Origin of the sequence: Parazoarcus communis (genome assembly GCF_003111665.1) — a bacterium.
GTDB lineage: Bacteria > Pseudomonadota > Gammaproteobacteria > Burkholderiales > Rhodocyclaceae > Parazoarcus > Parazoarcus communis_B.
The window spans coordinates 3,129,769-3,154,535 of sequence record NZ_CP022188.1; the positions used below are offsets into that span (position 1 = coordinate 3,129,769).

Consider the following 24,767-nt stretch of genomic DNA (forward strand, 5'->3'; position numbering starts at 1 on the left):
GTCTTCATGTCAGAAGTGACAGTGCGCAAACAGAGGCCGAAGCATTTGGCCATCAATGAAATCCGGCTGCCGTTGCCGGGTTTCGTATCGATCCTTCATCGGGTCAGCGGGGCAGGCTTGTTTCTGATGTTGCCCTTCCTGCTTTATCTGCTCGATCGCAGCCTGGGTTCGGCAGAGTCGTTTGAAGTGTTCTCGGCAGTGGTGTCGCATCCGCTTGCCAAACTGTTGCTTCTGGGTCTGCTGTGGGCCTACCTGCATCATTTCTGTGCAGGCATCCGCTTTCTCCTGCTGGATATGCACAAGGGTGTCGAGCTTCAGGCCGCCCGCAGTTCTGCACGGATTGTTCTGATTGTGAGCCTCGTGCTCACCGTGATCATCGGGGTGACACTATGGTGAAGCGTCAAGTCGTAGGCGCGCACTACGGTCTGAAGGACTGGATTGCGCAACGCGGTACCGCCGTCTATATGGCGATCTATACCGTCATCTTTGCATTCTCGGCGCTCATGCTGCCCGAGTTGAGCTACGAAGCCTGGTCCGGGATGTTCTCGGGCGGACTGTTCAAGTTCCTGAGCTTCCTGTTCTTCCTCTCGGTGTTCTATCACGCATGGATCGGCGTTCGTGACATCTGGATGGACTATGTCAAGCCGACCGGTGTGCGTCTTGCTCTGCACCTGGTTACTCTCTTTCTGCTCGTCGGCTATGCCGGCTGGGCAGCCCAGATTCTTTGGAGGCTGTAAGCGTGAACGTCGCGAAGCGTACCTTTGATGCGGTCATTGTCGGCGCCGGCGGTGCCGGTCTGCGGGCAGCCCTGCAACTTTCCGAAGCCGGCATGAAGACGGCTGTTCTGAGCAAGGTTTTTCCGACCCGCTCCCATACAGTGGCTGCACAGGGCGGTGTTGCTGCATCGCTCGGCAATTCGACCGAAGACAACTGGCACTGGCACATGTACGACACCGTCAAGGGGTCGGACTGGCTGGGTGACCAGGATGCCATCGAATTCATGTGCAAGAAGGCCAACGAGGTCGTCATCGAGCTCGAGCACTACGGCATGCCTTTCGACCGCACCGACAACGGCAAGATCTATCAGCGCCCGTTCGGTGGTCACTCGATGAACTACGGCCAGGCGCCGGTGATGCGCTCCTGTGCTGCTGCCGACCGTACCGGTCATGCCATGCTGCATGCGCTGTATCAGCGCAACGTGCGTGCGAACACCCAGTTCTTCGTCGAATGGATGGCGCTCGACCTGATCCGCAACGAGAACGGCGACGTGCTCGGCGTGACGGCGATGGAGATGGAAACCGGCGAAGTCACGATTTTCCACTCCAAGGCGACGATTTTCGCCACGGGTGGTGCCGGTCGTATCTACCACTCTTCGACCAATGCCTTCATCAACACCGGTGACGGTGTCGGCATGGCGGCGCGCGCTGGCGTCCCGCTCGAAGACATGGAATTCTGGCAGTTTCACCCGACCGGCGTGGCCGGCGCGGGCGTGCTGATTACCGAAGGCGTGCGTGGCGAAGGCGGCATTCTGCGCAATGCTTCCGGCGAGCGCTTCATGGAGCGCTATGCGCCCAACCTGAAGGATCTGGCTTCGCGTGACGTGGTTTCGCGCGCAATGACCACCGAAATCAACGAAGGTCGTGGTTGCGGTCCTGACAAGGATCACGTCCTGCTCGACATCACCCACCTGGCACCCGAGAACATCATGAAGCGCCTGCCTGGCATTCGTGAGATCGCGATCCAGTTCGCCGGTGTCGACCCGATCAAGGCGCCGATTCCGGTTGTGCCGACCTGTCACTATCAGATGGGCGGTATTCCGACCAACTACAAGGGGCAGGTCGTGGTGCCGAAGGATGGCAATCCCAACACGCCGATCGTCGGTTTCTACGCTGCCGGCGAATGTGCCTGTGCTTCGGTGCATGGTGCAAACCGTCTGGGTACCAACTCGCTGCTCGATCTCCTGGTCTTCGGCAAGTCGGCTGGCGAGACCGTGGTCGAGGACTTCCAGTCCGGCAACCTCAGCCTCAAGCCGCTGCCCGCGGATGCTGCTGACGTTTCGCTTGCCCGTCTGGCCCGTCTGGAAAACCAGACCGGTGGCGAGAGCGTGTTCGACGTTGGCCTGGAAATGCGTCGTACCATGCAGAAGCATGCCGGCGTGTTCCGCTTCGACAATCTGCTCAAGGAAGGTGTGGCGAAGATGGCCGAGGTGGCCGAGCGCGCCAAGCGGACCGAAATTGCAGACAAGTCCAAGGTGTGGAACATCGCCCGCATGGAAGCACTGGAACTCGACAACCTGATCGAAGTTGCCCGCGCAACCATCGTGTCGGCCGAAGCGCGCAAGGAATCGCGTGGTGCGCACGTCCGTGACGATGCTCCGGATACGGCAGAGAACCCCAACGGTCGTGACGACGAGAACTGGCTGAAGCACACGCTGTGGTACAGCGAAGGCAATCGTCTCGACTACAAGCCGGTGAACCTCAAGCCGATGTCGGACGACGTCAAGGCGATTGAGCTTGCCAAGCGTACCTACTAACGGCTCGGGAGAATATTCGATATGAGCAAACGTAGCGTTTCATTCAAGATCTATCGGTACGATCCGGATCGTGACGAAAAGCCCTACATGCAGGACATCACCGTAGAGCTCGAGCCGTCTGACAAGAAGCTGCTCGACGCGCTGGTGCGTCTGCGCGCGAAGGACGATTCGATGTCTTTCCGTCGTTCCTGCCGCGAAGGCGTGTGCGGTTCCGACGCGATGAACATCAACGGCAAGAACGGGCTGGCCTGCCTGACCGACGTCGACAGCCTGCAGCAGCCGATCACGCTGCGCCCGCTGCCGGGTCTGCCGGTCATCCGCGATCTGATCGTGGACATGACCCAGTTCTTCAAGCAGTACCACTCGATCAAGCCCTACCTGGTGAACAACGAGCCGACGCCGGAGCGCGAACGCCTGCAGACGCCGGAAGAGCGCGAAGAGCTCAATGGCCTGTACGAGTGCATTCTGTGTGCCTGTTGCTCGACGTCGTGCCCGTCGTTCTGGTGGAACCCGGACAAGTTTGTTGGTCCGGCCGGCCTGCTGGCTGCCTACCGCTTCCTGGCAGACACGCGGGACCAAGACGCCAATGCGCGACTCGACAACCTGGAAGATCCGTACCGGTTGTTCCGTTGCCACAGCATCATGAACTGCGTCGACGTATGTCCCAAGAATCTGAATCCGACGAAGGCCATCGGCAAGATCAAGGACATGATGGTTCGCCGTGCGGTCTGATGCGCTGACGATCAACAGGGGGCGTGTGCGCTGGCAGTGCCGCAGGGCACTGCTGGAGCTGGACCTTGTGTTCACGCGCTTCCTGGAGCGGGATTTTGATCAGCTCTCGGATGATCAGCTGGCCGATCTGGAAGATCTGTTGCGAGCTGACGACTATGATATCTGGGGGATGGTCAATGGTAGCAAGCCATGCGAAGTGGAACGCTGGAAAGAGATGATCGGGTTGCTCAGTCAGCGATGACGACACCGGTCGGGGATGAATAAGGGAGTTGGAAGTTAAACGGGCAAGGAAAAGGGACGAACTATGAGCACTGAACGCACTGCAACCCTAACCGTCGATGGCAAGACTGTCGATTTTTCGGTGATGACCGGGACCCATGGTCAGGACGTTATCGACATTCGCACGCTGGGCGCAAAAACCGGCCTGTTTACCTACGACTCCGGTTTCCTCTCCACCGCGAGCTGCAAGTCCAAGATCACCTTCATCGACGGTGACAAGGGCGAACTGCTGTACCGCGGCTACCCGATCGAGCAGTTGGCGGACGAGTGCAACTTTCTTGAGGTAGCTTATCTGCTCAAGAATGGTGAGCTTCCGAACGCCGCGCAGAAGACGGAGTTCGAAACCACGATCAAGAACCACACCATGGTTCACGATCAGCTGACCCGCTTCTTCAACGGCTTCCGCCGTGATGCCCACCCGATGGCCATCATGGTCGGCGTGGTTGGCGCGCTGTCTGCGTTCTACCACGACGCGATGGACTTCTCGGACGTCGAGCACCGCAACGTGTCGATCAACCGCCTGATCGCCAAGCTGCCGACCATCGTCGCCATGGCGTACAAGTACAACACCGGGCAGCCGTTCATGTACCCGCGTAACGACCTCAGCTACACGGCGAACTTCATGCACATGATGTTCGGTACCCCGTGCGAAGAGTACAAGCCGAACCCGGTGCTGGTGCGTGCGCTCGACGTGATCTTCACGCTGCACGCCGATCACGAGCAGAACGCTTCGACCTCGACCGTGCGTCTGGCCGGCTCGTCCGGTGCCAACCCGTTTGCGTGCATCTCGGCAGGTATTGCCTGCCTGTGGGGCCCGGCACACGGCGGTGCGAACGAAGCCTGCCTCAACATGCTGGAAGAAATCGGCGACGTCTCGCGCGTTGATGAGTACATCGCACGCGCCAAGGACAAGAACGACAGCTTCAAGCTGATGGGCTTCGGTCACCGTGTGTACAAGAACTTCGATCCGCGCGCCACGCTGATGCGCAAGGTGTGCAACGAAGTGCTGAAGGAACTCGGCCTCGAGAACGACCGCCTGTTCAAGCTGGCCATGCAGCTCGAAAAGATCGCACTGGAAGATCCGTACTTCGTCGAGAAGAAGCTCTACCCGAACGTGGACTTCTACTCGGGCATCGTGCAGAAGGCACTGGGCATCCCGACCTCAATGTTCACCTGCATCTTCGCGCTTGCGCGCACGGTGGGCTGGATCACCCAGTGGGAAGAAATGATCACCGACCCGGAGTACAAGATCGGCCGTCCTCGCCAGCTGTATGTTGGCGCGGCACGCCGCGACGTAACGCCGATCGGTCAGCGTCCGTAAGAGACGATGGAGAGGGGAGGGAGACGGGATCGGCGCTAGCCGCTACGGGATGGTCGCTTCGCATGCGGCCGTCCCGTTTTTTCATCGTGCGGCGCTTTCGGTCTGGTTCACCCCAATTTCAGAAAGCAGGGTCTCAGAACACAACAGGTGGCTTTCATCATGAAGCAGCTTCAAAATACATCTCATTTGTTCGGCTCAAACGCGCCGTTCATTGAAGAACTCTACGAGAATTATCTGGCTGATCCGGCATCCGTGTCGGATACGTGGCGCGACTATTTCGACAAGCTCCAGGCGCAGGCCGGTGCCGCAGTGCGCGACGTTGCGCATGGACCGATCATCGCCGCGTTCGAACAGATGGCCAAGCGTGGCCCCGTGCGCACGGTCATGTCCGAAGGCGGCGAGGACAAACTGCAGGTAGCAGTGCTGCAGCTGATCAACGCCTACCGCTTCCTCGGCAACCGCTGGGCGAACCTCGATCCGCTCAAGCGCACAGAGCGTCCGCAGATTGCCGAACTTGAGCCGTCCTTCTACGGCTTTACCGAAGCGGATCTTTCGCGCAGCTTCAACGTAGGCTCCTTCCACGGCTTCTCGACCGAGCGCGCCACGCTGCGCGAGATCCTCGAAGCAGTGCGCCAGACCTACTGCGGATCGATCGGCTCCGAGTACATGTACATCACGGATATCGCCCAGAAACGCTGGATCCAGAGTCGTCTGGAAAGCGTGCGCGGTACGCCTAAGTTCTCTGCCGACACCAAGCGCCGTATCCTCGAGCGCACGACGGCTGCCGAGACGCTCGAGCGTTATCTGCATACCAAGTACGTCGGCCAGAAGCGTTTCTCGCTCGAAGGTGGTGAATCCACCATCGTCGCAATGGACGAACTGATCCGCGTTGCCGGCAGCCTTGGTGTAGCCGAGACCGTGATCGGCATGGCCCACCGCGGTCGTCTGAACGTGCTGGTCAACACCCTGGGCAAGTCGCCGTCGATGCTGTTCTCGGAATTCGAGGGCAAGGCCGCTTCGGACCTGACCGCGGGTGACGTGAAGTACCACATGGGTTTCTCGAGCGACGTCATGACGCCGGGCGGCCCGATGCACCTGACGCTGGCCTTCAACCCGTCCCACCTCGAGATCATCAATCCGGTGGTGGCCGGTTCGGTCTATGCGCGCCAGGTGCGCCGCAAGGACAAGGACAAGAACCAGGTGCTGGCCGTGCTGGTGCATGGCGACTCGGCCGTGGCCGGCCAGGGCGTCAACCAGGAGATGCTGAACTTCTCCCAGACCCGCGGCTATGGCACGGGCGGTACGGTTCACCTGGTGGTAAACAACCAGATCGGCTTCACTACGTCCGATCCGCGCGACTACCGCTCTTCGCTTTACTGCACCGACATCTTCAAGATGGTCGAGGCCCCGATTTTCCACGTCAATGGCGATGATCCGGAGGCGGTGTCCTTCGTGACCGCGCTTGCGCTCGAGTTCCGTCAGGAGTTCAAGAAGGACGTGGTCATCGACATCGTGTGCTACCGCAAGCTCGGCCACAACGAGCAGGACGAGCCGATGGTCACTCAGCCGCTGATGTATCGCAAGATCCAGCAGCACCCGGGTACGCGCAAGATCTACGCTGATCGCCTGATCGCCGAAGGCACGCTGGCGGCAGAAGAGCCGGAGAAGATGATCGCGGAGTACCGCGAACACCTGGACAAGGGCGAGCTGCTCTACAACCCGGTGCTGTCCGGTCACAACCGTCAGTTCTCGGTGGATTGGAGTCCTTATCTCAAGAAGCCCTACACCGACGAGGCTGATACCTCGATTCCGGTGCAGGAAGTCAAGCGCCTGTCCGAGCGCCTGACTGCGATTCCGGAAAAGTTCACCCTGCAATCGCGGGTCAAGAAGATCATCCAGGATCGCGCAGCAATGGGCCGTGGCGAGTTGCCGCTGGACTGGGGCATGGGCGAGAACCTCGCTTACGCCAGTCTGCTGGCACAGGGCTTCGCCGTTCGTATTTCCGGTGAAGACGTCGGCCGCAGCACCTTCTTCCACCGTCATGCGGTGCTCCACGACCAGCTGCGCGAGCGCTGGGATGAAGGCACCTATGCGCCGCTGGCTCATATCCAGGAAGGCCAGGCCGGCTTCCAGTGTTTCGACTCCGTACTGTCCGAAGAGGCTGTGCTGGGTTTCGAATACGGCTACTCCACTGCCGAGCCCAACGAGCTCGTGGTCTGGGAAGCTCAGTTCGGCGACTTCGTGAACGGTGCGCAGGTCGTGATCGACCAGTTCATCAGTTCGGGTGAGGCCAAGTGGGGCCGCCTGAGCGGTCTGGTGATGATGTTGCCGCACGGTTACGAAGGTCAGGGTCCGGAGCACTCGTCTGCACGCCCCGAGCGCTTCATGAACATGGCTGCCGAGAACAACTGGCAGGTCTGCGTTCCGACCACGCCGGCTCAGATCTTCCATCTGCTGCGTCGTCAGATGATTCGCAAACTGCGCAAGCCGCTGATCATCATCACGCCGAAATCGCTGCTGCGTCACAAGGAAGCGATCTCTTCGATGGAAGAACTGGCCACCGGCCACTTCCAGACCGTGATTCCCGAAGTCGAAAAGCTCGAGCCGAAGAAGGTGAAGCGTGTGGTGATCTGCCAGGGCAAGATCTACTACGAGCTGCTTGCCTACCGTCGCGAACACAACATCACCGATACCGCACTGGTGCGTCTGGAGCAGTTGTATCCCTTCCCGGCTGAAGAGTTCGGCAAGGCGATCAATCAGTTCCCGAACGCCAAGGAAGTGGTGTGGGTTCAGGAAGAGCCGCGTAACCAGGGTGCATGGTACTGGCTGGCCTCGCGTCAGCACCTGGTCAACGTGCTCGGCACCAAGCGCAAGCTGCTGCTGGTCAGCCGTCCGGCTGCCGCATCGCCTGCAGTGGGTTACTACGCCAAACATAACCAGCAACAGAAAGAAGTGATTGAGAACGCCTTTGGCCCGATTCACGACGCCACGCCTCAGTCACCCAACGTATAAGCACAAAGGGGAGAAAACCACATGCTGATCGAAGTCAAAGTACCTCAACTGTCCGAGTCCGTTTCCGAAGCCACGCTGGTGACCTGGCACAAGAAGGAAGGCGAAGCGGTTTCGCGTGACGAAAACCTGATCGATATCGAGACCGACAAGGTCGTGCTCGAAACGCCGGCACCTGCCGACGGCGTGCTGGTCAAGATCATCAAGGGTGACGGTGATACCGTTGCCTCTGGTGACCTGATTGCACAGATCGACACTGAAGCCAAGGCATCGGCTGGCGCTGCGCCGGCCGCAAGCGCGTCGGTTCAGGCCGTCACGCCGCCGCCCGCCGCTGCGACCTCGAGCGCTGCCGGCGCTGCGAGCCCGGCCGCACGCAAGATCCTCGACGAGAAGGGTGTGTCTGCAGCCGACGTGTCCGGTACCGGCCGTGGTGGTCGTGTGACCAAGGAAGACGCCGTTGGTGCTCAGCCCAAGGCTGCCGCTGCGGCTGCAGTCGCCCCGGCTGTTGTGGCGACTGGCGACCGTGCCGAAGAGCGCGTGCCGATGACGCGTCTGCGTGCCCGTATCGCCGAGCGCCTGCTGCAGTCGAAGAACGAGAATGCCATTCTGACCACGTTCAACGAAGTGAACATGGCGCCGGTGATGGCCCTGCGCAAGCAGTACGGCGAGAAGTTCGAAAAGGCGCACGGCGTGCGTCTGGGCTTCATGGGCTTCTTCGTCAAGGCCGCGGTGGCTGCGCTGAAGAAGTACCCGATCCTGAACGCTTCGGTCGATGGCAACGACATCGTCTATCACGGCTACATCGACATCGGTATCGCTGTTGGTTCGCCGCGTGGCCTGGTTGTGCCGATCCTGCGTAACGTCGAGTCGATGTCAGTTGCCGACATCGAGAAGAAAATTGCCGAGTTCGGCCAGAAGGCCAAGGACGGCAAGCTGTCGCTTGAAGAGCTGACCGGTGGCACGTTCTCGATCTCCAACGGTGGTGTGTTCGGTTCGATGATGTCGACCCCGATCATCAACCCGCCGCAGTCCGCCATCCTCGGCATCCACGCCACCAAGGATCGTGCCGTGGTCGAGAACGGTCAGGTTGTGGTGCGTCCGATCAACTACCTGGCCATGTCCTACGACCACCGTATCATCGATGGTCGCGAGGCCGTTCTGGGCCTGGTGGCGATGAAGGAAGCGATGGAAGATCCGGCCCGCCTGATCCTCGACGTATAACAACAACACGCTTCAGGGGCACATTCGAACCGGCCGTTTTCGCCGTGCGCGGGTGTGCCCCTTTTCGATTCTGCAAGGGAGATTTTCATGGCACATGAATACGATGTACTCGTCATCGGCGGTGGTCCCGGCGGTTACGTAGCGGCCATCCGCGCTGCTCAACTGGGTTTCAAGACCGCCTGCTGCGAGTCGAACCCCTATGCCGACCCCAAGGGCGAGCCGCGTCTTGGCGGTACCTGTCTGAACGTGGGCTGCATCCCCTCGAAGGCACTGCTCCACACCTCGCACCTGTTCGAAGAAGCCGGTCACAGCTTTGCCGCACAAGGCATCAACGTGGGTACGCCCAAGATCGACGTCACGAAAATGGTCGCCCGCAAGAGCACCATCGTCGATCAGCTCACCGGCGGCATCAAGGGCCTGTTCAAGAAGAACAAGGTCACCCTGATCAACGGTCACGGCTCCTTCGTCGGCAAGTCCGATGCAGGCTGGCAGGTCATGGTTGGCGAAGAGCTGGTCGTGGCCAAGCAGGTCATCATTGCGACCGGTTCGTCGCCGCGCCATCTCCCGGGTGTTCCGGTGGATAACAAGATCGTCTGCGACAACGTCGGCGCGCTCGATATCGACGCTGTGCCGAAGAAGCTGGCTGTCATCGGCGCCGGCGTGATCGGTCTCGAAATGGGTTCGGTGTGGCGTCGTGTGGGTGCCGAAGTGACGGTGCTCGAAGCCATGCCCGAGTTCCTTGCCGCAGCCGACCAGGATGTGGCCAAGGAAGCGCTCAAGGTCTTCACCAAGCAGGGCCTGAAGTTCAACTTCGGCGTCCAGATCGGTGAGGTCAAGGTTGGCAAGAAGGGCGTCGTCATTTCCTACAAGGACAAGGACGGCGCGGATCAGAAGCTCGAAGCCGATCGTCTGATCGTGTCTGTCGGTCGTGTGCCCAATACCGACGGCCTCAATGCCGAGGCAGTGGAACTGAAGATCACCGAGCGCGGCATGATCGAAGTCGATGACCACTGCCGTACCAACCTGCCGGGCGTATGGGCGGTTGGCGATGTGGTGCGCGGCCCGATGCTGGCACACAAGGCAATGGAAGAAGCCGTGATGGTCGCCGAACTGATGGCGGGTCAGGCCGGTCACTGCAATTTCGACACCGTGCCCTGGGTCATCTACACCAGCCCGGAGATTGCCTGGGTCGGCAAGACCGAACAGCAGCTCAAGGCTGCGGGCGTCGCGTACAAGGTCGGCAAGATCCCGTTCCTCGCCAATGGCCGCGCGCTTGGCATGGGCGAGCCCACGGGCTTCGTCAAGATGCTGGCCGACGCCAACACCGACCGCATCCTCGGTGTACATATCATCGGTGCCGGTGCTTCTGAGCTGATCTCCGAAGCGGTCGTGGCGATGGAGTTTGCGGGCTGCTCCGAAGATCTGGCGCGTATCTGCCACGCCCACCCGACGATGTCGGAAGTGGTGCATGAAGCAGCGCTCGCCTGCGACAAGCGCCCGCTGCACTTCTAAGCGGTCGCTTAAGCACGCAGGGGGTGGGAAACAGGGGCGCTGTCCCTGTTTTTCACCCCTTGTGCTTTTTTACCCATGCATTCCGCTTCGCGGGCTGCATGATTGTGCAGATCATTCGTAAATCATTAAGCGGTCATTTCAATGCCTCACCGTACCCTCAATGTTCCCGAACGGGGCATGCTCGATGCCTACGATGCGCAGCTCAAGGCGCGGGGATATAAATCCGACCCGGCGCAACGCGCGGCTGTTCAGCGCCTGCAGCAGCTCTACACCGAGCTCGTGACCTTCAAGGCCGCACGACGCACGGCTCTGCGCAAGGTGTTCGCACGTCCGCGCATGCCGCGTAGCGTGTATTTCTGGGGCGGCGTAGGGCGTGGCAAGAGTTTTCTGATGGATTGCTTCTACGACTCGGTCCCCTATCAGCGCAAGCGCAGGGTGCACTTCCATGCCTTCATGCAGGAAGTCCAGAACGACCTGAAGGATCACAATCAGGAAGCAGACCCGTTGCAGAAGGTTGCCGACCGCATCGCCCGGCAGACGCGCTTGTTGTGTTTCGACGAGTTTCACGTTTCCGACATCGCGGATGCAATGATCCTCGGCCGCTTGCTCGACGCCTTGTTCGCGCGCGGCGTGATTTTCGTCATGACCTCGAACTACCCGCCCGAGGGGCTCTATCCGAACGGTCTGATGCGGGTGAATTTCCTGCCCACCATCGAGATGATGAAGCGTCGCTTCGATGTCATCGAAGTCGACCATGGCACCGATTATCGCCTGCGCACGCTGGAGAAGATCGAGATCTATCTGGTGCCCGCTGACGAGGCGGCGAATCAGAAGATGCGCGACGACTTCAAGCGACTCGCAGCGACAGACGTCGTGCCGGGCGAGATCGAAGTCATCGGTCGCAGCCTGCCGGTGCTTGGATGCGCAGTCGGCGTGATCTGGTTCGACTTCGCCACGCTATGCCGTGGCAACCGGTCGCAGAACGACTATCTCGAGATTGCCCGCGAGCATCACACCTTGCTGCTGTCCGGCGTGCCAAGGATGCGGGGTGGGGAGGCCTCCGAGGCGCGTCGTCTGACGTGGCTGATCGATGTGCTCTACGATCATCGCGTCAAGCTCATCATGAGCGCGGAGGTCGAGGCTCACGACCTGTATACCGAAGGGCATAACGCACATGAGTTCGTGCGCACCGTCAGTCGACTGATGGAAATGCGGACCCGCGACTACCTGGCGGAACCGCACCGGGTGGAGTAAGCCGTACATGCATGCGGGTTCGTTACGGTGACCGGATCCGCAGGCGTGTGCCCTCGCGTTGCGCGATGTTGTTGATGAGCGGGGCGAGGCGGTCGATGATGGCCGGCTCGCCATCCAGAGTCAGGTCAAACGCGGGTGACAGGCCCGCACTCAGGTCGATGCGGCCGCTGATCTGAAGCGGGCTGGCTGCTGTGCTTGATAGTTGCAGGTTCAGCGACCTGCCGTCCGCGTCGACTTCGGCCCGGTAGTCACCCAGACGGGGTTCGAGCAGGATGTCGGTGCTGGCTGCGCGCCAGCTCAGTGCGAGATTGCCCGAGCACACGCTTTGCCAGTCGCATTCGAGACCCTTGCCGTCTGCCTCCAGCCACCCCCGCCAGCCAAAATGAAAGGCGGGGTGGGCCAGTGCCCTGAACAGGGGCTGCGCCGGCAAGGTGATTTCAAGCCCCTCCATTCGCCAGCCATCCAGGCCAAGTACGATTCGTGCAGCTGACTTCCCGTCGGCCTCGACGTCCCACGCGCCTTCACCGTGCAGCAGGGCAGGTGGGTCAAAACGCCATCCGAGCTTGAGCCAGGGCTTGAGTTGTTTGCCTTCGCCTGCTTGCGCAAGGTAGCCCTGCCCATGCCACAGGCTGCCAGCGGGCGATGCGAGCCGGACGCGGCCTTCGCTTGCCGATGCCAGTGCAGTGTCCAGCAGCACGGACGGTGCGGCGGCGACAGTCACGCACAGGAGCGCAAGGACAAAGAGTGCAAACCGTTTCATCCGCCGTTCAGTCCTGCGTCGTCATACGCTTGCAGAACCACCTCGAACTGTCCGTCGCCACCGGGCGTCGTCTTCATGCGGATCGGGCGCAGCCGCAGGTCAGCCTGAATGCTTGCGAGCCAGTCCACCAGTGCGGGAAGTGTGGCGCTGCCTTTGACGACCACGCCTTCAGCGCTCATTGCGGCAGAGACACGCAGTCCGCGCGCTTCCGCTGCTGTGCTTGTCGCAGCAACAAGTGCAGCGGATGAAACGGCAGTGACCGGGGGCAGCGTGCGCAGACGGGCGAGCTCGGCTGCGTCCTCCTGCATGCGCTCGAAGCTGGCCCGTGCAGCGGGCAGACGGAGGGCAAGGCGCTGCTGTTCAGACCACGTCCAGTCGAACACGGCCCACGCCGCGGCGAGCGGCAGGAGCAAGCCGGCCATCCTCAATAACTGACGTTCGCGCGGTGCGCGTGCTGCGAGCCACGCCTGAAGGGAGACGTGCAGGCGTGAGGGTGAGAGGCTGATCATGATCGGTCCTGAAGGTGTGTTTGCGGTTGCGGCACTCAGGGCTGCGATGCTCAGGGCTGAGGTGCGGCGCTCAACAAAAGGCTGCCATCGCGCGCCTGCGCATTGATGCCGTGCAGCGAGAGGCGGGTGAGCAGGCCGGTGAGTTCGGTTTGGGGTGGCAGTGCGAGGCTCAGCGCGCCGGCTTCGTATGAGACCGCCAGCGGTGTCACGCCGGTGGCGGCAAGGTGGCCGTGCAGCAGCGCAAGCAGATCGTCGGTGCCGAGCTGGCCAGCCTGCCTGCGCGCCCGGTCCAGTGCGCGGCCGAGCTGTGCCGCGGGCGCGACGGCCGGTGTGCCGGGCAAGGCTTGTTCAAACAGCCGCACGCTGCGTGCTTCGAGTTCTGCCAGGGCCTGGCGCTGACCCAGAACATGAGTGAGGTTGACGGCGAACAGCGCGGCTGCGCTGATCGCGACGATTGTTGCGGGCGCCCGAAACCGCTGCCACTGTGCGTCGCGGCCCTGCCGTGAGGCGAACTCGCCGTGCAGCAGGTTACTGGTGGCATCGACGTGTTCCCACCAGTGCCAGGCCGGACCCGGTTCAATGCGCAGTGGCAGCGACGCAGTGGCGCCCGTATCGGGTGTGGCGCACGTGTCTGCGATACGGAGCTGCAGTGCCGTCGGAAGCGCGGTGCTGGCACGACGACGCGAGAGCGCGATGGGCAGGGTGGATGACAGCGCGGCCAGTGTCGCATCTTGCGTTGGTACGTCCAGGGCGATGGCCGGCTCAAGGCCCGGACGCAGGAGGACGCAGTTTGCTTCGACAGCCAGCACCCAGCGCCCGTCTGCCGTTGGTACTGTTTCAAGCGCGCTGCAGAGACGGCGCAGCGGACGACCGATCTGCGCGAACTGGGCGAGGACCTGCGTCATGCGTGCGCGTGCGACGGTGATGACCCCGGTGCGATTCAGCTTGTCTTCGGGGTGGCTGTGGGTCACCGTCAAATGCTGCGTGTCCGGGTCGCCAACCAGATGCTCCTCAAGCGCATAGGACAGCAGGCGTGGGCGCTCGCGTCGCGGGCTTGCGGGCAGCAGGACTTCAAGCCAGGTGCTCTGCGCGCCGGCGAGCACGCCCTCGCAGACATCCGCTGCCGGCCAGTGTGTGGGGCCGCTGTGGCCTTGTTGCACTACCGTGTTTGCTGCGTCGAGCAGAACCCATTGGGTGGCCGGGTCGCGTGGCCAGTGTTCGTCGATGCGGATGAGCAGGCGTGTCGTCATGGGATGCGGTACCACAGGAGTTCGGGCCAGGGTTTCTGGCGATCGAGAAGGGCTTCGAGCCGGGTGACGGAGATGCCGTGACTGGCGTGTATCGTGACCAGGAAGTGGCGGCTGCTGACACTGGCGAGCTGCGCCGCAGGCGGTGTTGCGCCTTGCGGCAGCCGCGCGTTGAAGTCGGCCAGGTCGCGGAACCATGCGCGCTCACGTTCTGCAACCAGTACCCGGGCGACGTCGATGCCGAGGCCCGGGACCAGGCTGGTCAGAACCTCGGCCGCAGCCGTGTTCACATTCACGGGCGTCGGTGCCGGCACGGCGGTGACATAGGGTCTGAGCCGCGCCAGCAGCGTGTGATCGATGCCCGGAATCGAAGCCACTTCGTCGGCAACGACCAGTGCTGAGTGCGGGGCGTGGTCAGTGTCTCCACGCGGGGCTGTTGCGATCCACTCCGTCATTGCGATCACGCTTGCGCGCGCTGACTCGGGGGACGTGCCGACCAGCTCCATCAGGCGCTGCAGTCGCGCGCCTGCCGCACTGCTGCGCAGGCCAGCGGGCGCGAGGTCGTTCAGATTGAAGCGCCCCGAGAGATCGATGATTTCGCCTGCGATCGTCCCGTCTGCAGCGTCTTCGCCGAGTTGCGTCGGCGGAATCCTGATGGTCCAGTTTTCACCACCGTGATCCACATTGCTTTCCAGCATGTCCAGGGCGAGGACCTGGCGTGCCCAGTCCACTGCGGCGCGGGCAAGCTGGCGTGACTGTGCCTGATCGCGGCGGCCGGTGACCGCTTCGAGGCCGCGCCCGAAATCAGCCAGCGCGGCGGCGGCCAGCATCGCGGCAAAGGTGACCGTGAGCAGGGCGAGCACGACGGCGGCGCCACGCTGACGTTCAGCGTAGCGCGAAAAGGCGGGTAATCGTGCCGGCATCAGGCAGGTCCAGTTCGAGTTCGATCGCGGCAGGCAAGGTGTCGCCCTTGCCGCCGGCGAGCGGCCAGTGCGCGCTTCGTGTTTGCGCGCTGCCCACGTCGGTGGTCAGGAAGTACCAGCGCACGGCCTGGACATCCTGTAGCAGGGGGTAGATCTCGGGCGCGCCAAGGGCTTCACGGTCGGGCCAGATCAGCCATTCGAGCTGTGCGTTGCTGAAGCGGAATCCGACCCGGCGCGCACCTTCTCCCTCGCCGCCGAGTGCGATCAGCCGCAGCTCGCTGTCGGCTCCGTTTGCACTGCGCAGCAGCGCCAGTGCCGGAGATGCCGTGCTGGTGGCGGGGAGTGCAGGCGCGGCGATCTGCAGGATCTCGAGTTCAATCAGGTGTATCGCACGCGCGATGCTGCGCCAGCGCTCGACCTCGCTGCTCACCCGTGCCTGTGTGTCGATCATCTGCGCAGTGGCGCGCCAGGTCAGCATGCCGAGCACCGAGAACAGGGCGAGGGCGACCAGCAGTTCGATCAGGGTCATGCCGCGCGCGGCTTTGCGCAGGGGTGTGCTCATTGCGGCACCCGGGTGATGTAGCCGGTGGCGCGGGCCAGGACATGGCCGCTTTCTGTGTCCATGACGTCGACGTCGATGCGGCGAAACGAGCGGTTCGATGCAGAGGCGATACGCTCGCGCCACTGAAACTCCAAGGGTCCCTGGCGCGTCCGCCCCTGGTGCACACCGGTAGCAGGAAAGCTCGCGCTGGCACGATATGCTGCGAGCCGGTCGTGGGCCACCCAGTCGGCGAGGGTGCGATCGCGCAGCTCGGCGCTTGCCAGTGCCGTGCTGCCCATGGCACGCAGCGCCGACACAAGGGCAATGGCGACAATGGCGAGGGCGACCAGGGTTTCGAGCAGCGTGAAGCCGCGTGCCGGCCGGGCTATCCGGTGTGTGGCAGCAGTCATCTCATCGCCTCGCCACGACGAATCCGAGTCACCTGGCCATTCGGCTGTCCGCGCAGCAGCTCGCTGCCGTGCCCGGTGAGCACAACGAGATCGAAGTGCGGCGCGCGGGACCCGAAGATCAGGCGCCGGCGTTCCTGACCCGCGGGCTGGGTGTTCAGTGCGGGTACGCGCTGATGCACCTGCAGCGCGCCGAGACTGAGTGGATCGGGAAGCGTGCGCGGGGCGAAAAGCGGATCGTCGTCCACGACACGCCAGCGGCCATCCGCGTCTGGCTGGGCGAAGCGGTAGCCGTCGCTCAGAAACTCAACCGCGAGTGGGCGACCCTGGACCGCAGCACGTTCGGCTCCGGCTTCGAGGACGCTGCGCAGGCGTTCGACGGCAAGATCCGAGTCGTTGGCGCGGAAGCCGTCGATTGCCAGGCTGGCGCCGCCGGTAATGATGCCGGCAATCGCCAGCACCACCATCAGTTCGACGAGCGAAAAGCCGCGTGCGAGGTGGCGGGTGTGGATCAGAACTGCCACGACCCGATGTCTGCGTCGAAGCCTTCGCCGCCGGTCTTGCCGTCGGCACCGAAGCTCATGACGTCGACGTCGCCATTGATGCCCGGGTTGAGGTACTGGTAGTCACCGCCCCAGGGGTCGGCCGGCAGGCGCTCGAGATAGGGCTTCCAGTTATCGGGGATCGGCGTCGTGTCCGGCTTCCTGACCAGGGCCGAGAGTCCCTGCGACGCCGTGGGGTAACGCCGGTTGTCGAGACGATACAGTTTGAGCGCCTGCATGATGGAGGCGAGGTCCTGGCGGGCGGCAACCACGCGTGCTTCATCGGGACGGCTCATGACACGGGGCACGACAAGTGCGGCGAGCACACCGAGGATCACGATCACCACCATGACCTCGATCAGGGTGAAGCCGCGCTGGCGCAGCGCGTGCGGGCCGTTTGCGCGGCAGGACGGGGGGAGGGCTGTCTTCATGGTCTTCACTTCATCAGGGTGTTGATTTCGATGATCGGTTGCATCACCGCCAGCACGATCACCAGCACGACGCCGCCCATCGCCAGCAGCAGTGCGGGTTCGAGCAGGCTCGCGAGCACGGCGCCGCGGCTTTCGAGTTCCTGTTGCTGAAGGCGGGCGGCACGCGCCAGCAGTTCGTCGAGCCGGCCGGTGGTCTCGCCGCTTGCGATCATGTGCACCAGCAGCGGTGGAAAGGCGCGCGTGGCACCGAGCGCCCGCGCCAGGCTCTGTCCCTCGCGCACGCGGGCGGCCGCGGCCTCGACCGCATCGCGGATTGGCAGGCGCGCGATCACCCGGCCCCCGGCTTCGAGCGCGGTCAGCAGGGGCACGCCGCTGCCGGCGAGGATGGACAGCGTGCTCGCAAAGCGTGCCGCGTCGAGCGTGCGCAGGTGGCGGCCGATGACGGGAAGGGCGAGCAGGCGGGTTTCCCAGCGTCTGCGCACGGCGGTGTTGCGCAAGGCGAGATGGGCGCAGAGGCCGGCGCCGGCGACGGCAAGCATCAGTAGCCAGCCCCAGTCGCGCAGAAGGTCAGAGACGGCGATCAGGCCGCGCGTCAGCGGCGGCAGCACCTGCTTGGTCTGTGCGAACACGCCGACGACTTGCGGCACCACATGGGTCATCAGGCCGATTACCACCAGCAGGGCGACGGCGGCGACGATCAGCGGATAGAGCAGGGCCTGCATCGTCTTCTGCTGCAGTTGCCCGTGCTGCTCCAGATAGTCGGCAAGCTGGTTCATGACCTCGGCAAGTTCGCCCGACTTCTCGCCGGCCGCAACCGAGGCGCGGTAGATCGCGGGGAAGGCTGCGGGGTAGCGGTCCAGTGCCGCTCGCAGGCTGTAGCCGGACAGGATCTCAGAGCGCAGTCCTGCAAGCAGCTGACGGGGACCTTCGTCCTCGGCCTGCTCGATCAGTGCGGCGAGCGCCTGCTCCACAGTGAGGCCTGCGGCGAGCAGGGTGGCCCACTGACGGGTGAGCAGCGCGAGCGCGGCGTCCTTGAGCCGGCGTGGCCGCCGACCGCTGCCGGGTGCGGCGGATACGGTGACGACATCGAGCGGAAACAGCCCGCGTTCGCGCAGCAGGGTGCGCGCGGCACGGCCGCTCTCGGCCTCGATCACCCCCTGGGTGGATTGGCCGGCGGTATCGAGTGCGCTGTAGCGGAAGGCTGTCATCCGGGCCTCAGTCGCGGGTGGCGCGCAGGAGTTCTTCGACCGTGGTCGTGCCGTCGGCGAGCAGTCGCAGGCCGTCCTCGCGCAGTCCGCGGGCGCCGCCGTTGCGTGAGTGTGCGCGCAGCGCGGCTTCGCCGGCGTCGTCATGGATCAGGCGGGCAGCCTCGGCGTCCACCGTCAGCAACTCGTAGATGCCGCCACGACCCTGATAGCCGGTGTGTCCGCACGCAGCGCAGCCGGCAGCCTGCCACAGGGTCTCAGGGCAGTCGGGGCCGATCAGTGCGCGTTCGCTGTCGCCGGCAGCCTGCGGGCTGCGACAGGCCGGGCACAGCCGGCGCACCAGGCGCTGGGCAAGTACGCCGCGGATGCTGGATGCGAGCAGGAAGGGCTCGATGCCCATGTCGACCAGACGGGTGATGGCCGATGCTGCATCGTTGGTGTGCAGGGTGGCGAGCACCAGGTGTCCGGTGAGGCTGGCCTGAACCGCGATGCGCGCGGTTTCGACGTCGCGGATCTCGCCAATCAGGATTACATCGGGGTCCTGGCGCAGGATGGCGCGCAGGGCGCGGGCGAAGTCGAGTTCGATGCGCGGATTGACCTGGATCTGGGCGACGCCGGGGAGGTCGTATTCAACCGGATCCTCGACGGTAACGATGTTCTGGCGCTCGCAGTCCATGGTCTGCAGGGCCGCATACAGCGTGGTGCTCTTGCCCGAGCCGGTGGGGCCGGTGACGAGCAGGATGCCGTGAGTCTGCGTGAGCAGGTCCACGAAGCGCCCGCGAATGTCGTCCGCCATGCCGAGGCGTTCGAGCCCGATCAGTGCGTTGCCCTTGTCCAGCAGACGCAGCACCAGGCGCTCGCCGTGCGTGGTGGGCAGGGTGGAGACACGCACGTCCACCTGACGGCCGGCGAGGCGCAGCGTGATACGGCCGTCCTGTGGCAGACGCTTCTCGGCGATGTCGAGGCTGGCCATGATCTTGATGCGCGAGGCCATCGCCGCATGCAGGCCACGGTGCGGGCGCGCGATGTCACGCAGCACGCCGTCGCGGCGCAGGCGCACCACCGAATGATGCTCGTAGGGTTCGATATGCACGTCCGAAGCCGCTTCGCGCACCGCCTGGGTCAGCAGCGCATTGATCATGCGGATCACCGGCGCATCGTCCTGCGATTCGAGCAGATCTTCGACCGCGGGCAGTTCGGTCATCAGCTGCGCAAGATCGACCTCGAGCCCGACGTCGGCAACGATCTCGGCGGCGCTGCCGTCTCCGGCGCTGTAGGTTTCCGCCAGATGCGTGTCGAAGCTCGCCTTTGGCACTGTCACGAGCTGCAGCGGCAGGCCGAGATGACGACGCACCTCGGCCACTGCGGCCAGGCTGGCATCCTCGCGCAGCAGCACGTCGGCGTGTTCGGTGCCGATCGCGGTGACGAGCACGCCGTGGCGGCGGGCAAAGGCGTAGGGCAGGCTGGGATTCATGTTCATCGCCTAGTCGATGCGACGGACTTCGGCTTCCTCGACCGGTGCCGGCGCGGTGCGCGGAACAGCAGGGGCGGGGCTGTCGAAGGCGGGAAGCTCCGGCGTGCCGGGTTCGCCGCTCAGCAGATCGCGCTTGCTGGCGGAGGCGCGTTGTTCGCCGATCACATAGTCGTAGCGCGAGCGGGTGATGCCGGCGTAGTCCTCGCGCTCGCGCAGGATGACCGGACGCAGGAACACGACCAGGTTGGTCTTGGTGCGCTTGCGCGTGTCGTAGCGGAACAGGGCGCCGGCCACCGGCACGTCGCCCAGCAGCGGAATCTTCTCCTCTCCGCCGCTGTAGCTGTCCTCCACCAGTCCGCCGAGCGCGATGATGGCGCCGTCGTCGATCATGACCATGGACTCGATCGAGCGTTTGGTGGTGGTGGGGCCGTTGCCGGTGTCGGTGCTGGCGACCACGGCCGAGGCTTCCTGGTAGATCGCCAGGCGAATCGAGCCGCCTTCCGAGATCTGCGGCTTGACCTTGAGCGTGAGACCGACGTCCTTGCGCTCGATGGTCTGGAACGGGTTGCTGACGGTGCTGCCTGAGCCGGTGTTGGTGTATTGGCCGGTGACGAAGGGCACGTTGCGGCCGACGACGATCTTGGCCTCTTCGTTGTCGAGGGTGACGATGTTGGGCGTGGACAGGATGTTGGCGCTGACCTCGTTTTCAAGGAAGCGCGCAAGCATGCCGAGGCGGATGATCTCGCCAACACCGGGAATGGTCACCTTGCCGTTGCCTACGGCGAGTGTCAGGCCGTTGCCGGGCGTGGCCATGGTGCCACTTGCTGCGCCGGTGATGAGTTGCATCAGGTTGTTGCCGCCGCTGCTGAACGAGGTGCCGCCGACAATGGCGGCGCTGCCGCTGTTGTCGCCCGCCGCCCACTGAATGCCGAACTCGGCAGCGCGCTCGGTCGAGATCTCGGCGATCAGCGCCTCGATGTATACCTGTGCGCGGCGGCGGTCGAGCTGGTCGATCACCACTCTCAGGTTGCGGTAGATGGCCTCAGGGGCGTTGATGATCAGCGCGTTGTTGACCGGGTCTGCCTGCACCACGCCGCCTGTGCCGGTGTCACTTCGCGTGCGCTTGTTCGTCGAACTGCTGCGCGAGGTCGATGCGGCGATGCCCATCGCGTCGCCGCCCGGTGCTGCGCTGGCGCTGCTCGCACCCGTGCTGCTCAGCATGGCGCTGCCCTGTGTGTCGGTGACGCCGCTGCCGCTCAGCGTGGCATTGAGCGTGTTGGCGACCTGCGTGGCGTCGGCGTTCTTCAGGTAGACCACATGGATGTTGCCTGCGGCGCCGGGGCGGTCGAGGCTTGCCACCAGTTGGCGTACCGCGGAGATGCGGCTGGGCGTGTCGGCGCGCACCAGCAGGCTGTTGCTGTTGGGTTCGGCGAGGATCTGCACGGCGCCGGTGCCGCCGGCTGCTGCGCCGCGCTCGGCGAGGAGGCGTGACAGCAGGGGCGCGAGGTCGACGGCGGCAGCATGGTGCAGTTCGATGACGCCGAGGTCGCCCTGCACGACGTCGAGCGATTCGATGACGCTGGCGATGCGGGCAACGTTGCCGGCGTAGTCGGTGACCACGAGGACGTTGTTCGCGGGAAAGGCGCTCACCGAATTGTTCGGCGCAACCAGCGGGCGAATGACCGACACCATTTGCGCTGCGGACTCATGACGGAGTGCGAATACCTGTGTCACCAGGCGATCGCCCCCGGCCGCTGCGACGTTCCTGCCCACTGGTACGGCATGCAGCTTGGCGTCGGCCTCGGGGACGATCTTGGTCACCCCCTTGTCCTCAACAGCGGTATAACCCTGCAGTCGCAGGGCGGAGAGCAGGATCTGATACGCAAGCTCGCGCGCCACCGGCGTATTGGTGACGATGTTGATCTTGCCCTTTACCCGGGGATCGACAAGGAAGTTCGTACCGGAGAGCTTGCCGATGGCCTGAATGACCGCATCGATGTCGGCGTTCTGGAAGTTGAGCGACACCGGGTCGTCGGCCGCGAACAATGGCAAGGGCAGAAAGGCGGCAAGCAGGACGAGACGACGCAGGCGGGAGACAAGCAGCATGGTGGTTTGGGTTCAATCCGTTGAGATGGCATCGGTGCGGGTGTCGCTGGTGGCGACGGGCGAGGTCGTGCTGTCCGCCCCTGTCATGCGCAACGCCACTGTGCGTCCGCCCGCAGCGAGTTCGATGCGGTCGGGCAGGATTCGCACCAGGCGCAGCCCGTCTGCCAGCGTTTCGTCCTGCAGGAGTGCAAGTGTTTCTCCGTCTGGTCTGCGCAGCAGGGCGAAGCCCGGTCGCTGGCCGAAGCCGGTCGCGAGCCCGATCAGCTGGTAGTCGGTGTGCACTTGCGCGCGGGGCGCGGGTTCGCTTTCGCCGCTGCCGAGCGCACGCACGATGTCGCGCGCCGCGCTTCTGGGGTCGGCAGTGTGCGACGGCAGTGCGCTGACCGGCTCGGGCGCTGTGAGTTGCCAGAAGAGCGTCGCGCACGTCCACGCCGCGACACTCAGCGCAAGGCCCCAGGCCAGTGCAGGCAGCGAGGCCTCAAGGCGACGGACGATGGCGGGCAGGGAGATCATTGCGATGAATGGGGCTGCCGGGCTTGCAGCAGGGTGGAGCAAGCACATGAAGGCATGGGTTGAAAATGGGGTGAAAATGGGGGGGCGCCGGGCTGGGGTTCAGGAGCGCAGGAATACCCGGTGCTGCATCCCCTTCTGCGGGAATGCAGCACCGGGCTCGGCCCTTGCCCCTGCGGAGGCAAGGGAGCGGGCTGGGACGATCAGGTGCCGATCACGCCACCGTCGTTCTTGGTGATGATGATCGTGGCCGAACGCGGGCGTGCGCTGCCGCCCTCGGGCCAGTTGCTGTTGCCGCCTTCACCCGGATGCTGGATGTTGATGAACATGGTCTTGCTGTCCGGGGTGAAGGTGACGCCGGTGATCTCGCACTCCTTCGGGCCGGTGAAGAAGCGGCGGATCTCCTTGGTCGTGGGGTCGGCGCACAGCATCTGGTTGTTGCCCTGACCGGCGTACTCGCCGCTGTTGCTGTAGTTGCCGTCGGTCTCGATCCACAGGCGGCCGGCGTCGTCGAAGGCAAGGCCGTCCGGGCTGTTGAAGGTGTTATCGACGGTGACGTTGTCCGAGCCCGACTTGAGGTTGCTGCGATCGGGGTAGACGTTCGGATTGCCGGCCAGTACGAAGATGTCCCACTCGAAGGTCAGTGCGGCTGCGTCGCCACCGGTTTCGCGCCAGCGCACGATCTGGCCGTAGCGGTTGGCGGTACGGGGGTTGGCGTCGTCGGTGACGGAGCGGCCCGAGTTGTTGGTCAGGGTTGCATAGACTTCGCCGGTGCTCGGATGAACCGTGACCCACTCCGGGCGATCCATCTTGGTGGCGCCGACAGCGTCTGCAGCAAGGCGGGTGTGAATCAGCACTTCGGCCTGGCTGGCAAAGCTTGAATCGGCGGCCAGCGTGGCATTGGCCGTCTTGTCGAGCAGGATCCACTCGCCATTGCCCATGAAGTCGCCCGTGGTCGAGCCATCGTTGAAGCGGGCAACATAGAGCTTGCCCGAGTCCAGCAGGTTGGCGTTGGCGCGGTCGTTGCCCTTGGTGTAGACACCATCGGATACGAACTTGTAGATGTAGTCGTTGGCCTGGTCGTCACCCATGTACACCACGACATGATTGTCGGGGGTCAGGGTGTAGGCAGCGTTCTCATGCTTGATGCGACCGAGTGCGGTGCGCTTCTTCGGTGTCGAATGACGGTCGAAGGGATCGATCTCCACGATCCAGCCGAAACGGTTCGATTCGTTGGGCTCCTTCGCGTAGTCGAAACGGTCGATGTATTCCTCCCAGCCGTAGCCGGTGGTCTGACCGCTGACGCCATAGCGCTTCTGCGCAGTCGTGCGCGTGTCGCTGCCGCTGCGGGTGCCGAAGTACTGGTTGAAGTTTTCTTCACAGGTCAGGTAGGTGCCCCACGGCGTGTATCCGTTGCCGCAGTTGTTCAGGGTGCCGCGAACCAGGGTGCCCGACGCATCGGCGCTGGTCTTCATCAGCGCGTCGCCTGCAGCAGGGCCGGTGATCAGCATCGGCGTGTCGCCGGTGATGCGACGGTTGTACTGGGAGTCGATGACGATCTCCCACTTGCCGCTATTGAGCTTGATGTGGATGACCGATACGCCGTGGGCGTGGATGGCCTTGTAGGCATCGTCAGCGCTGTTCGACACGCCATCGGCAAACAGGTGGCGAGTGTTCACGTATTCGTGGTTCATCACCAGCAGGCCTTCCTTGCTGCCGTTGAGCGCAAAGTAGTGGATGCCGTCGTGGTTGTCGCCGACCTGACGTGCCTGGGCTGCGGCATCGTCGCTGGCGTCGCTGGCCCAGGTCGAGCCTGCGCCGGTGGAAAAGAGCGGCGTGCCCCACGGCGCGAACACGGTTGCCGTGTAACCCGGGGCGACGGCGACGCTGTCGTCGGTCGACGTCGGGATGGCGGTGAAGCCGAGGAGCGGGCCCGCCGGCGGCTTGGGATTGACCTCGATGATGCAGCCGCTCAGGCCGCCTGACATGAAGGCAGCGGCCGACAGGCCGAGACCCGTCCTGAAAAAGCCACGACGGCTGACGGCGCGATTCACGACCGACTGGAAATGTTCGTTGTTCGAGGTATTGGTCGGCAGGTCTTCGGAATCGAGCGGCGTTGACTGAGACATTCATGTTCTCCGGGGGGATAAGAGATCCGGATTCTGGGCACGACATATTGCAATGGCGTGAAACGGAGCGCGGCGACCTCATCCGTGCTCGAATTATTGTGTCTGGCGCCTGAAGATGCCGT

The 24,767-nt window shown here is 63.6% G+C and carries 23 protein-coding genes; 10 read left to right on the forward strand and 13 right to left on the reverse strand.

Going from position 1 to position 24,767, the window contains the following annotated elements:
- Positions 1-6: 6 nt before the first annotated feature.
- From sdhC to zapE, 10 genes are all read left to right on the forward strand, one after another.
- Positions 7-396, forward strand: coding sequence for a succinate dehydrogenase, cytochrome b556 subunit (sdhC, locus tag CEW87_RS14260; protein WP_108947742.1), 390 nt, complete (start codon positions 7-9; stop codon positions 394-396).
- Complete coding sequence (gene sdhD / locus CEW87_RS14265; RefSeq protein WP_108973992.1) at positions 390-737, forward strand: succinate dehydrogenase, hydrophobic membrane anchor protein; 348 nt, start codon at positions 390-392, stop codon at positions 735-737. Before sdhC ends, sdhD begins: the two co-directional genes overlap by 7 nt.
- 2 nt (positions 738-739) lie before the next feature.
- Positions 740-2,533, forward strand: a complete 1,794-nt coding sequence (sdhA, locus tag CEW87_RS14270) for a succinate dehydrogenase flavoprotein subunit (RefSeq protein WP_108973994.1) — start codon at positions 740-742, stop codon at positions 2,531-2,533.
- A gap of 21 nt (positions 2,534-2,554) precedes the next feature.
- Complete coding sequence (locus CEW87_RS14275; RefSeq protein WP_108973996.1) at positions 2,555-3,265, forward strand: succinate dehydrogenase iron-sulfur subunit; 711 nt, start codon at positions 2,555-2,557, stop codon at positions 3,263-3,265.
- 4 nt (positions 3,266-3,269) lie between these two features.
- Positions 3,270-3,506: a succinate dehydrogenase assembly factor 2 gene (locus CEW87_RS14280; protein WP_108951121.1), complete on the forward strand. Its 237-nt coding sequence runs from the start codon at positions 3,270-3,272 to the stop codon at positions 3,504-3,506.
- A gap of 63 nt (positions 3,507-3,569) precedes the next feature.
- A complete protein-coding gene (gltA, locus tag CEW87_RS14285) occupies positions 3,570-4,865 on the forward strand; it encodes a citrate synthase (protein WP_108947746.1) in 1,296 nt (431 codons plus the stop codon).
- Between the two features lie 159 nt (positions 4,866-5,024).
- Positions 5,025-7,877: a 2-oxoglutarate dehydrogenase E1 component gene (locus tag CEW87_RS14290; protein ID WP_420094114.1), complete on the forward strand. Its 2,853-nt coding sequence runs from the start codon at positions 5,025-5,027 to the stop codon at positions 7,875-7,877.
- A gap of 21 nt (positions 7,878-7,898) precedes the next feature.
- Positions 7,899-9,095, forward strand: coding sequence for a 2-oxoglutarate dehydrogenase complex dihydrolipoyllysine-residue succinyltransferase (gene odhB, locus CEW87_RS14295; protein ID WP_108974000.1), 1,197 nt, complete (start codon positions 7,899-7,901; stop codon positions 9,093-9,095).
- Between the two features lie 87 nt (positions 9,096-9,182).
- On the forward strand, positions 9,183-10,607 hold the full coding sequence (lpdA, locus tag CEW87_RS14300; RefSeq protein ID WP_108974002.1) for a dihydrolipoyl dehydrogenase: 1,425 nt from the start codon (positions 9,183-9,185) through the stop codon (positions 10,605-10,607).
- A 141-nt stretch (positions 10,608-10,748) separates the two neighbouring features.
- Positions 10,749-11,861, forward strand: a complete 1,113-nt coding sequence (gene zapE, locus CEW87_RS14305; protein ID WP_108974004.1) for a cell division protein ZapE — start codon at positions 10,749-10,751, stop codon at positions 11,859-11,861.
- A gap of 22 nt (positions 11,862-11,883) precedes the next feature.
- On the opposite strand, the gene gspN is transcribed toward zapE, so the two are convergent.
- The 13 genes from gspN to CEW87_RS14370 all read right to left on the reverse strand — a co-directional run bounded on the left by gspN (position 11,884) and on the right by CEW87_RS14370 (position 24,645).
- Positions 11,884-12,621: a type II secretion system protein N gene (gene gspN / locus CEW87_RS14310; RefSeq protein ID WP_108974006.1), complete on the reverse strand. Its 738-nt coding sequence runs from the start codon at positions 12,619-12,621 to the stop codon at positions 11,884-11,886.
- Positions 12,618-13,130 carry a type II secretion system protein GspM gene (gene gspM / locus CEW87_RS14315; RefSeq protein WP_108974008.1) on the reverse strand — a complete coding sequence of 171 codons (513 nt, stop codon included), beginning with the start codon at positions 13,128-13,130 and terminating at the stop codon, positions 12,618-12,620. The genes gspN and gspM overlap by 4 nt, the downstream gene beginning before the upstream one ends.
- Before the next feature lie 50 nt (positions 13,131-13,180).
- The gene (gspL, locus tag CEW87_RS14320) at positions 13,181-14,380 is read right to left on the reverse strand and encodes a type II secretion system protein GspL (protein ID WP_108974010.1); all 1,200 of its coding nucleotides are present in this window, start codon (positions 14,378-14,380) and stop codon (positions 13,181-13,183) included.
- Positions 14,377-15,300 (reverse strand): type II secretion system minor pseudopilin GspK, encoded by a 924-nt coding sequence (gene gspK, locus CEW87_RS14325; protein WP_108974012.1) that lies wholly within the window; start codon positions 15,298-15,300, stop codon positions 14,377-14,379. Before gspK ends, gspL begins: the two co-directional genes overlap by 4 nt.
- Complete coding sequence (gspJ, locus tag CEW87_RS14330; protein WP_108974014.1) at positions 15,263-15,862, reverse strand: type II secretion system minor pseudopilin GspJ; 600 nt, start codon at positions 15,860-15,862, stop codon at positions 15,263-15,265. Before gspJ ends, gspK begins: the two co-directional genes overlap by 38 nt.
- Entirely contained in the window at positions 15,859-16,251 is a 393-nt protein-coding gene (gene gspI, locus CEW87_RS14335) for a type II secretion system minor pseudopilin GspI (protein WP_108974016.1), read from the reverse strand. The genes gspJ and gspI overlap by 4 nt, the downstream gene beginning before the upstream one ends.
- On the reverse strand, positions 16,248-16,772 hold the full coding sequence (locus CEW87_RS14340) for a prepilin-type N-terminal cleavage/methylation domain-containing protein (RefSeq protein ID WP_108974018.1): 525 nt from the start codon (positions 16,770-16,772) through the stop codon (positions 16,248-16,250). The genes gspI and CEW87_RS14340 overlap by 4 nt, the downstream gene beginning before the upstream one ends.
- On the reverse strand, positions 16,760-17,221 hold the full coding sequence (gene gspG, locus CEW87_RS14345) for a type II secretion system major pseudopilin GspG (RefSeq protein WP_108974020.1): 462 nt from the start codon (positions 17,219-17,221) through the stop codon (positions 16,760-16,762). Before gspG ends, CEW87_RS14340 begins: the two co-directional genes overlap by 13 nt.
- 5 nt (positions 17,222-17,226) lie before the next feature.
- Positions 17,227-18,429 (reverse strand): type II secretion system inner membrane protein GspF, encoded by a 1,203-nt coding sequence (gspF, locus tag CEW87_RS14350; protein ID WP_108974022.1) that lies wholly within the window; start codon positions 18,427-18,429, stop codon positions 17,227-17,229.
- 7 nt (positions 18,430-18,436) lie between these two features.
- The gene (gene gspE, locus CEW87_RS14355) at positions 18,437-19,900 is read right to left on the reverse strand and encodes a type II secretion system ATPase GspE (protein WP_108977237.1); all 1,464 of its coding nucleotides are present in this window, start codon (positions 19,898-19,900) and stop codon (positions 18,437-18,439) included.
- Between the two features lie 9 nt (positions 19,901-19,909).
- The gene (gene gspD, locus CEW87_RS14360) at positions 19,910-22,006 is read right to left on the reverse strand and encodes a type II secretion system secretin GspD (protein ID WP_108974024.1); all 2,097 of its coding nucleotides are present in this window, start codon (positions 22,004-22,006) and stop codon (positions 19,910-19,912) included.
- 12 nt (positions 22,007-22,018) lie between these two features.
- The gene (locus tag CEW87_RS14365) at positions 22,019-22,519 is read right to left on the reverse strand and encodes an alpha-1,2-mannosidase (RefSeq protein WP_108974026.1); all 501 of its coding nucleotides are present in this window, start codon (positions 22,517-22,519) and stop codon (positions 22,019-22,021) included.
- A gap of 200 nt (positions 22,520-22,719) precedes the next feature.
- A complete protein-coding gene (locus CEW87_RS14370) occupies positions 22,720-24,645 on the reverse strand; it encodes a PhoX family protein (RefSeq protein WP_108974028.1) in 1,926 nt (641 codons plus the stop codon).
- Between the last annotated feature and the right edge of the window lie 122 nt (positions 24,646-24,767).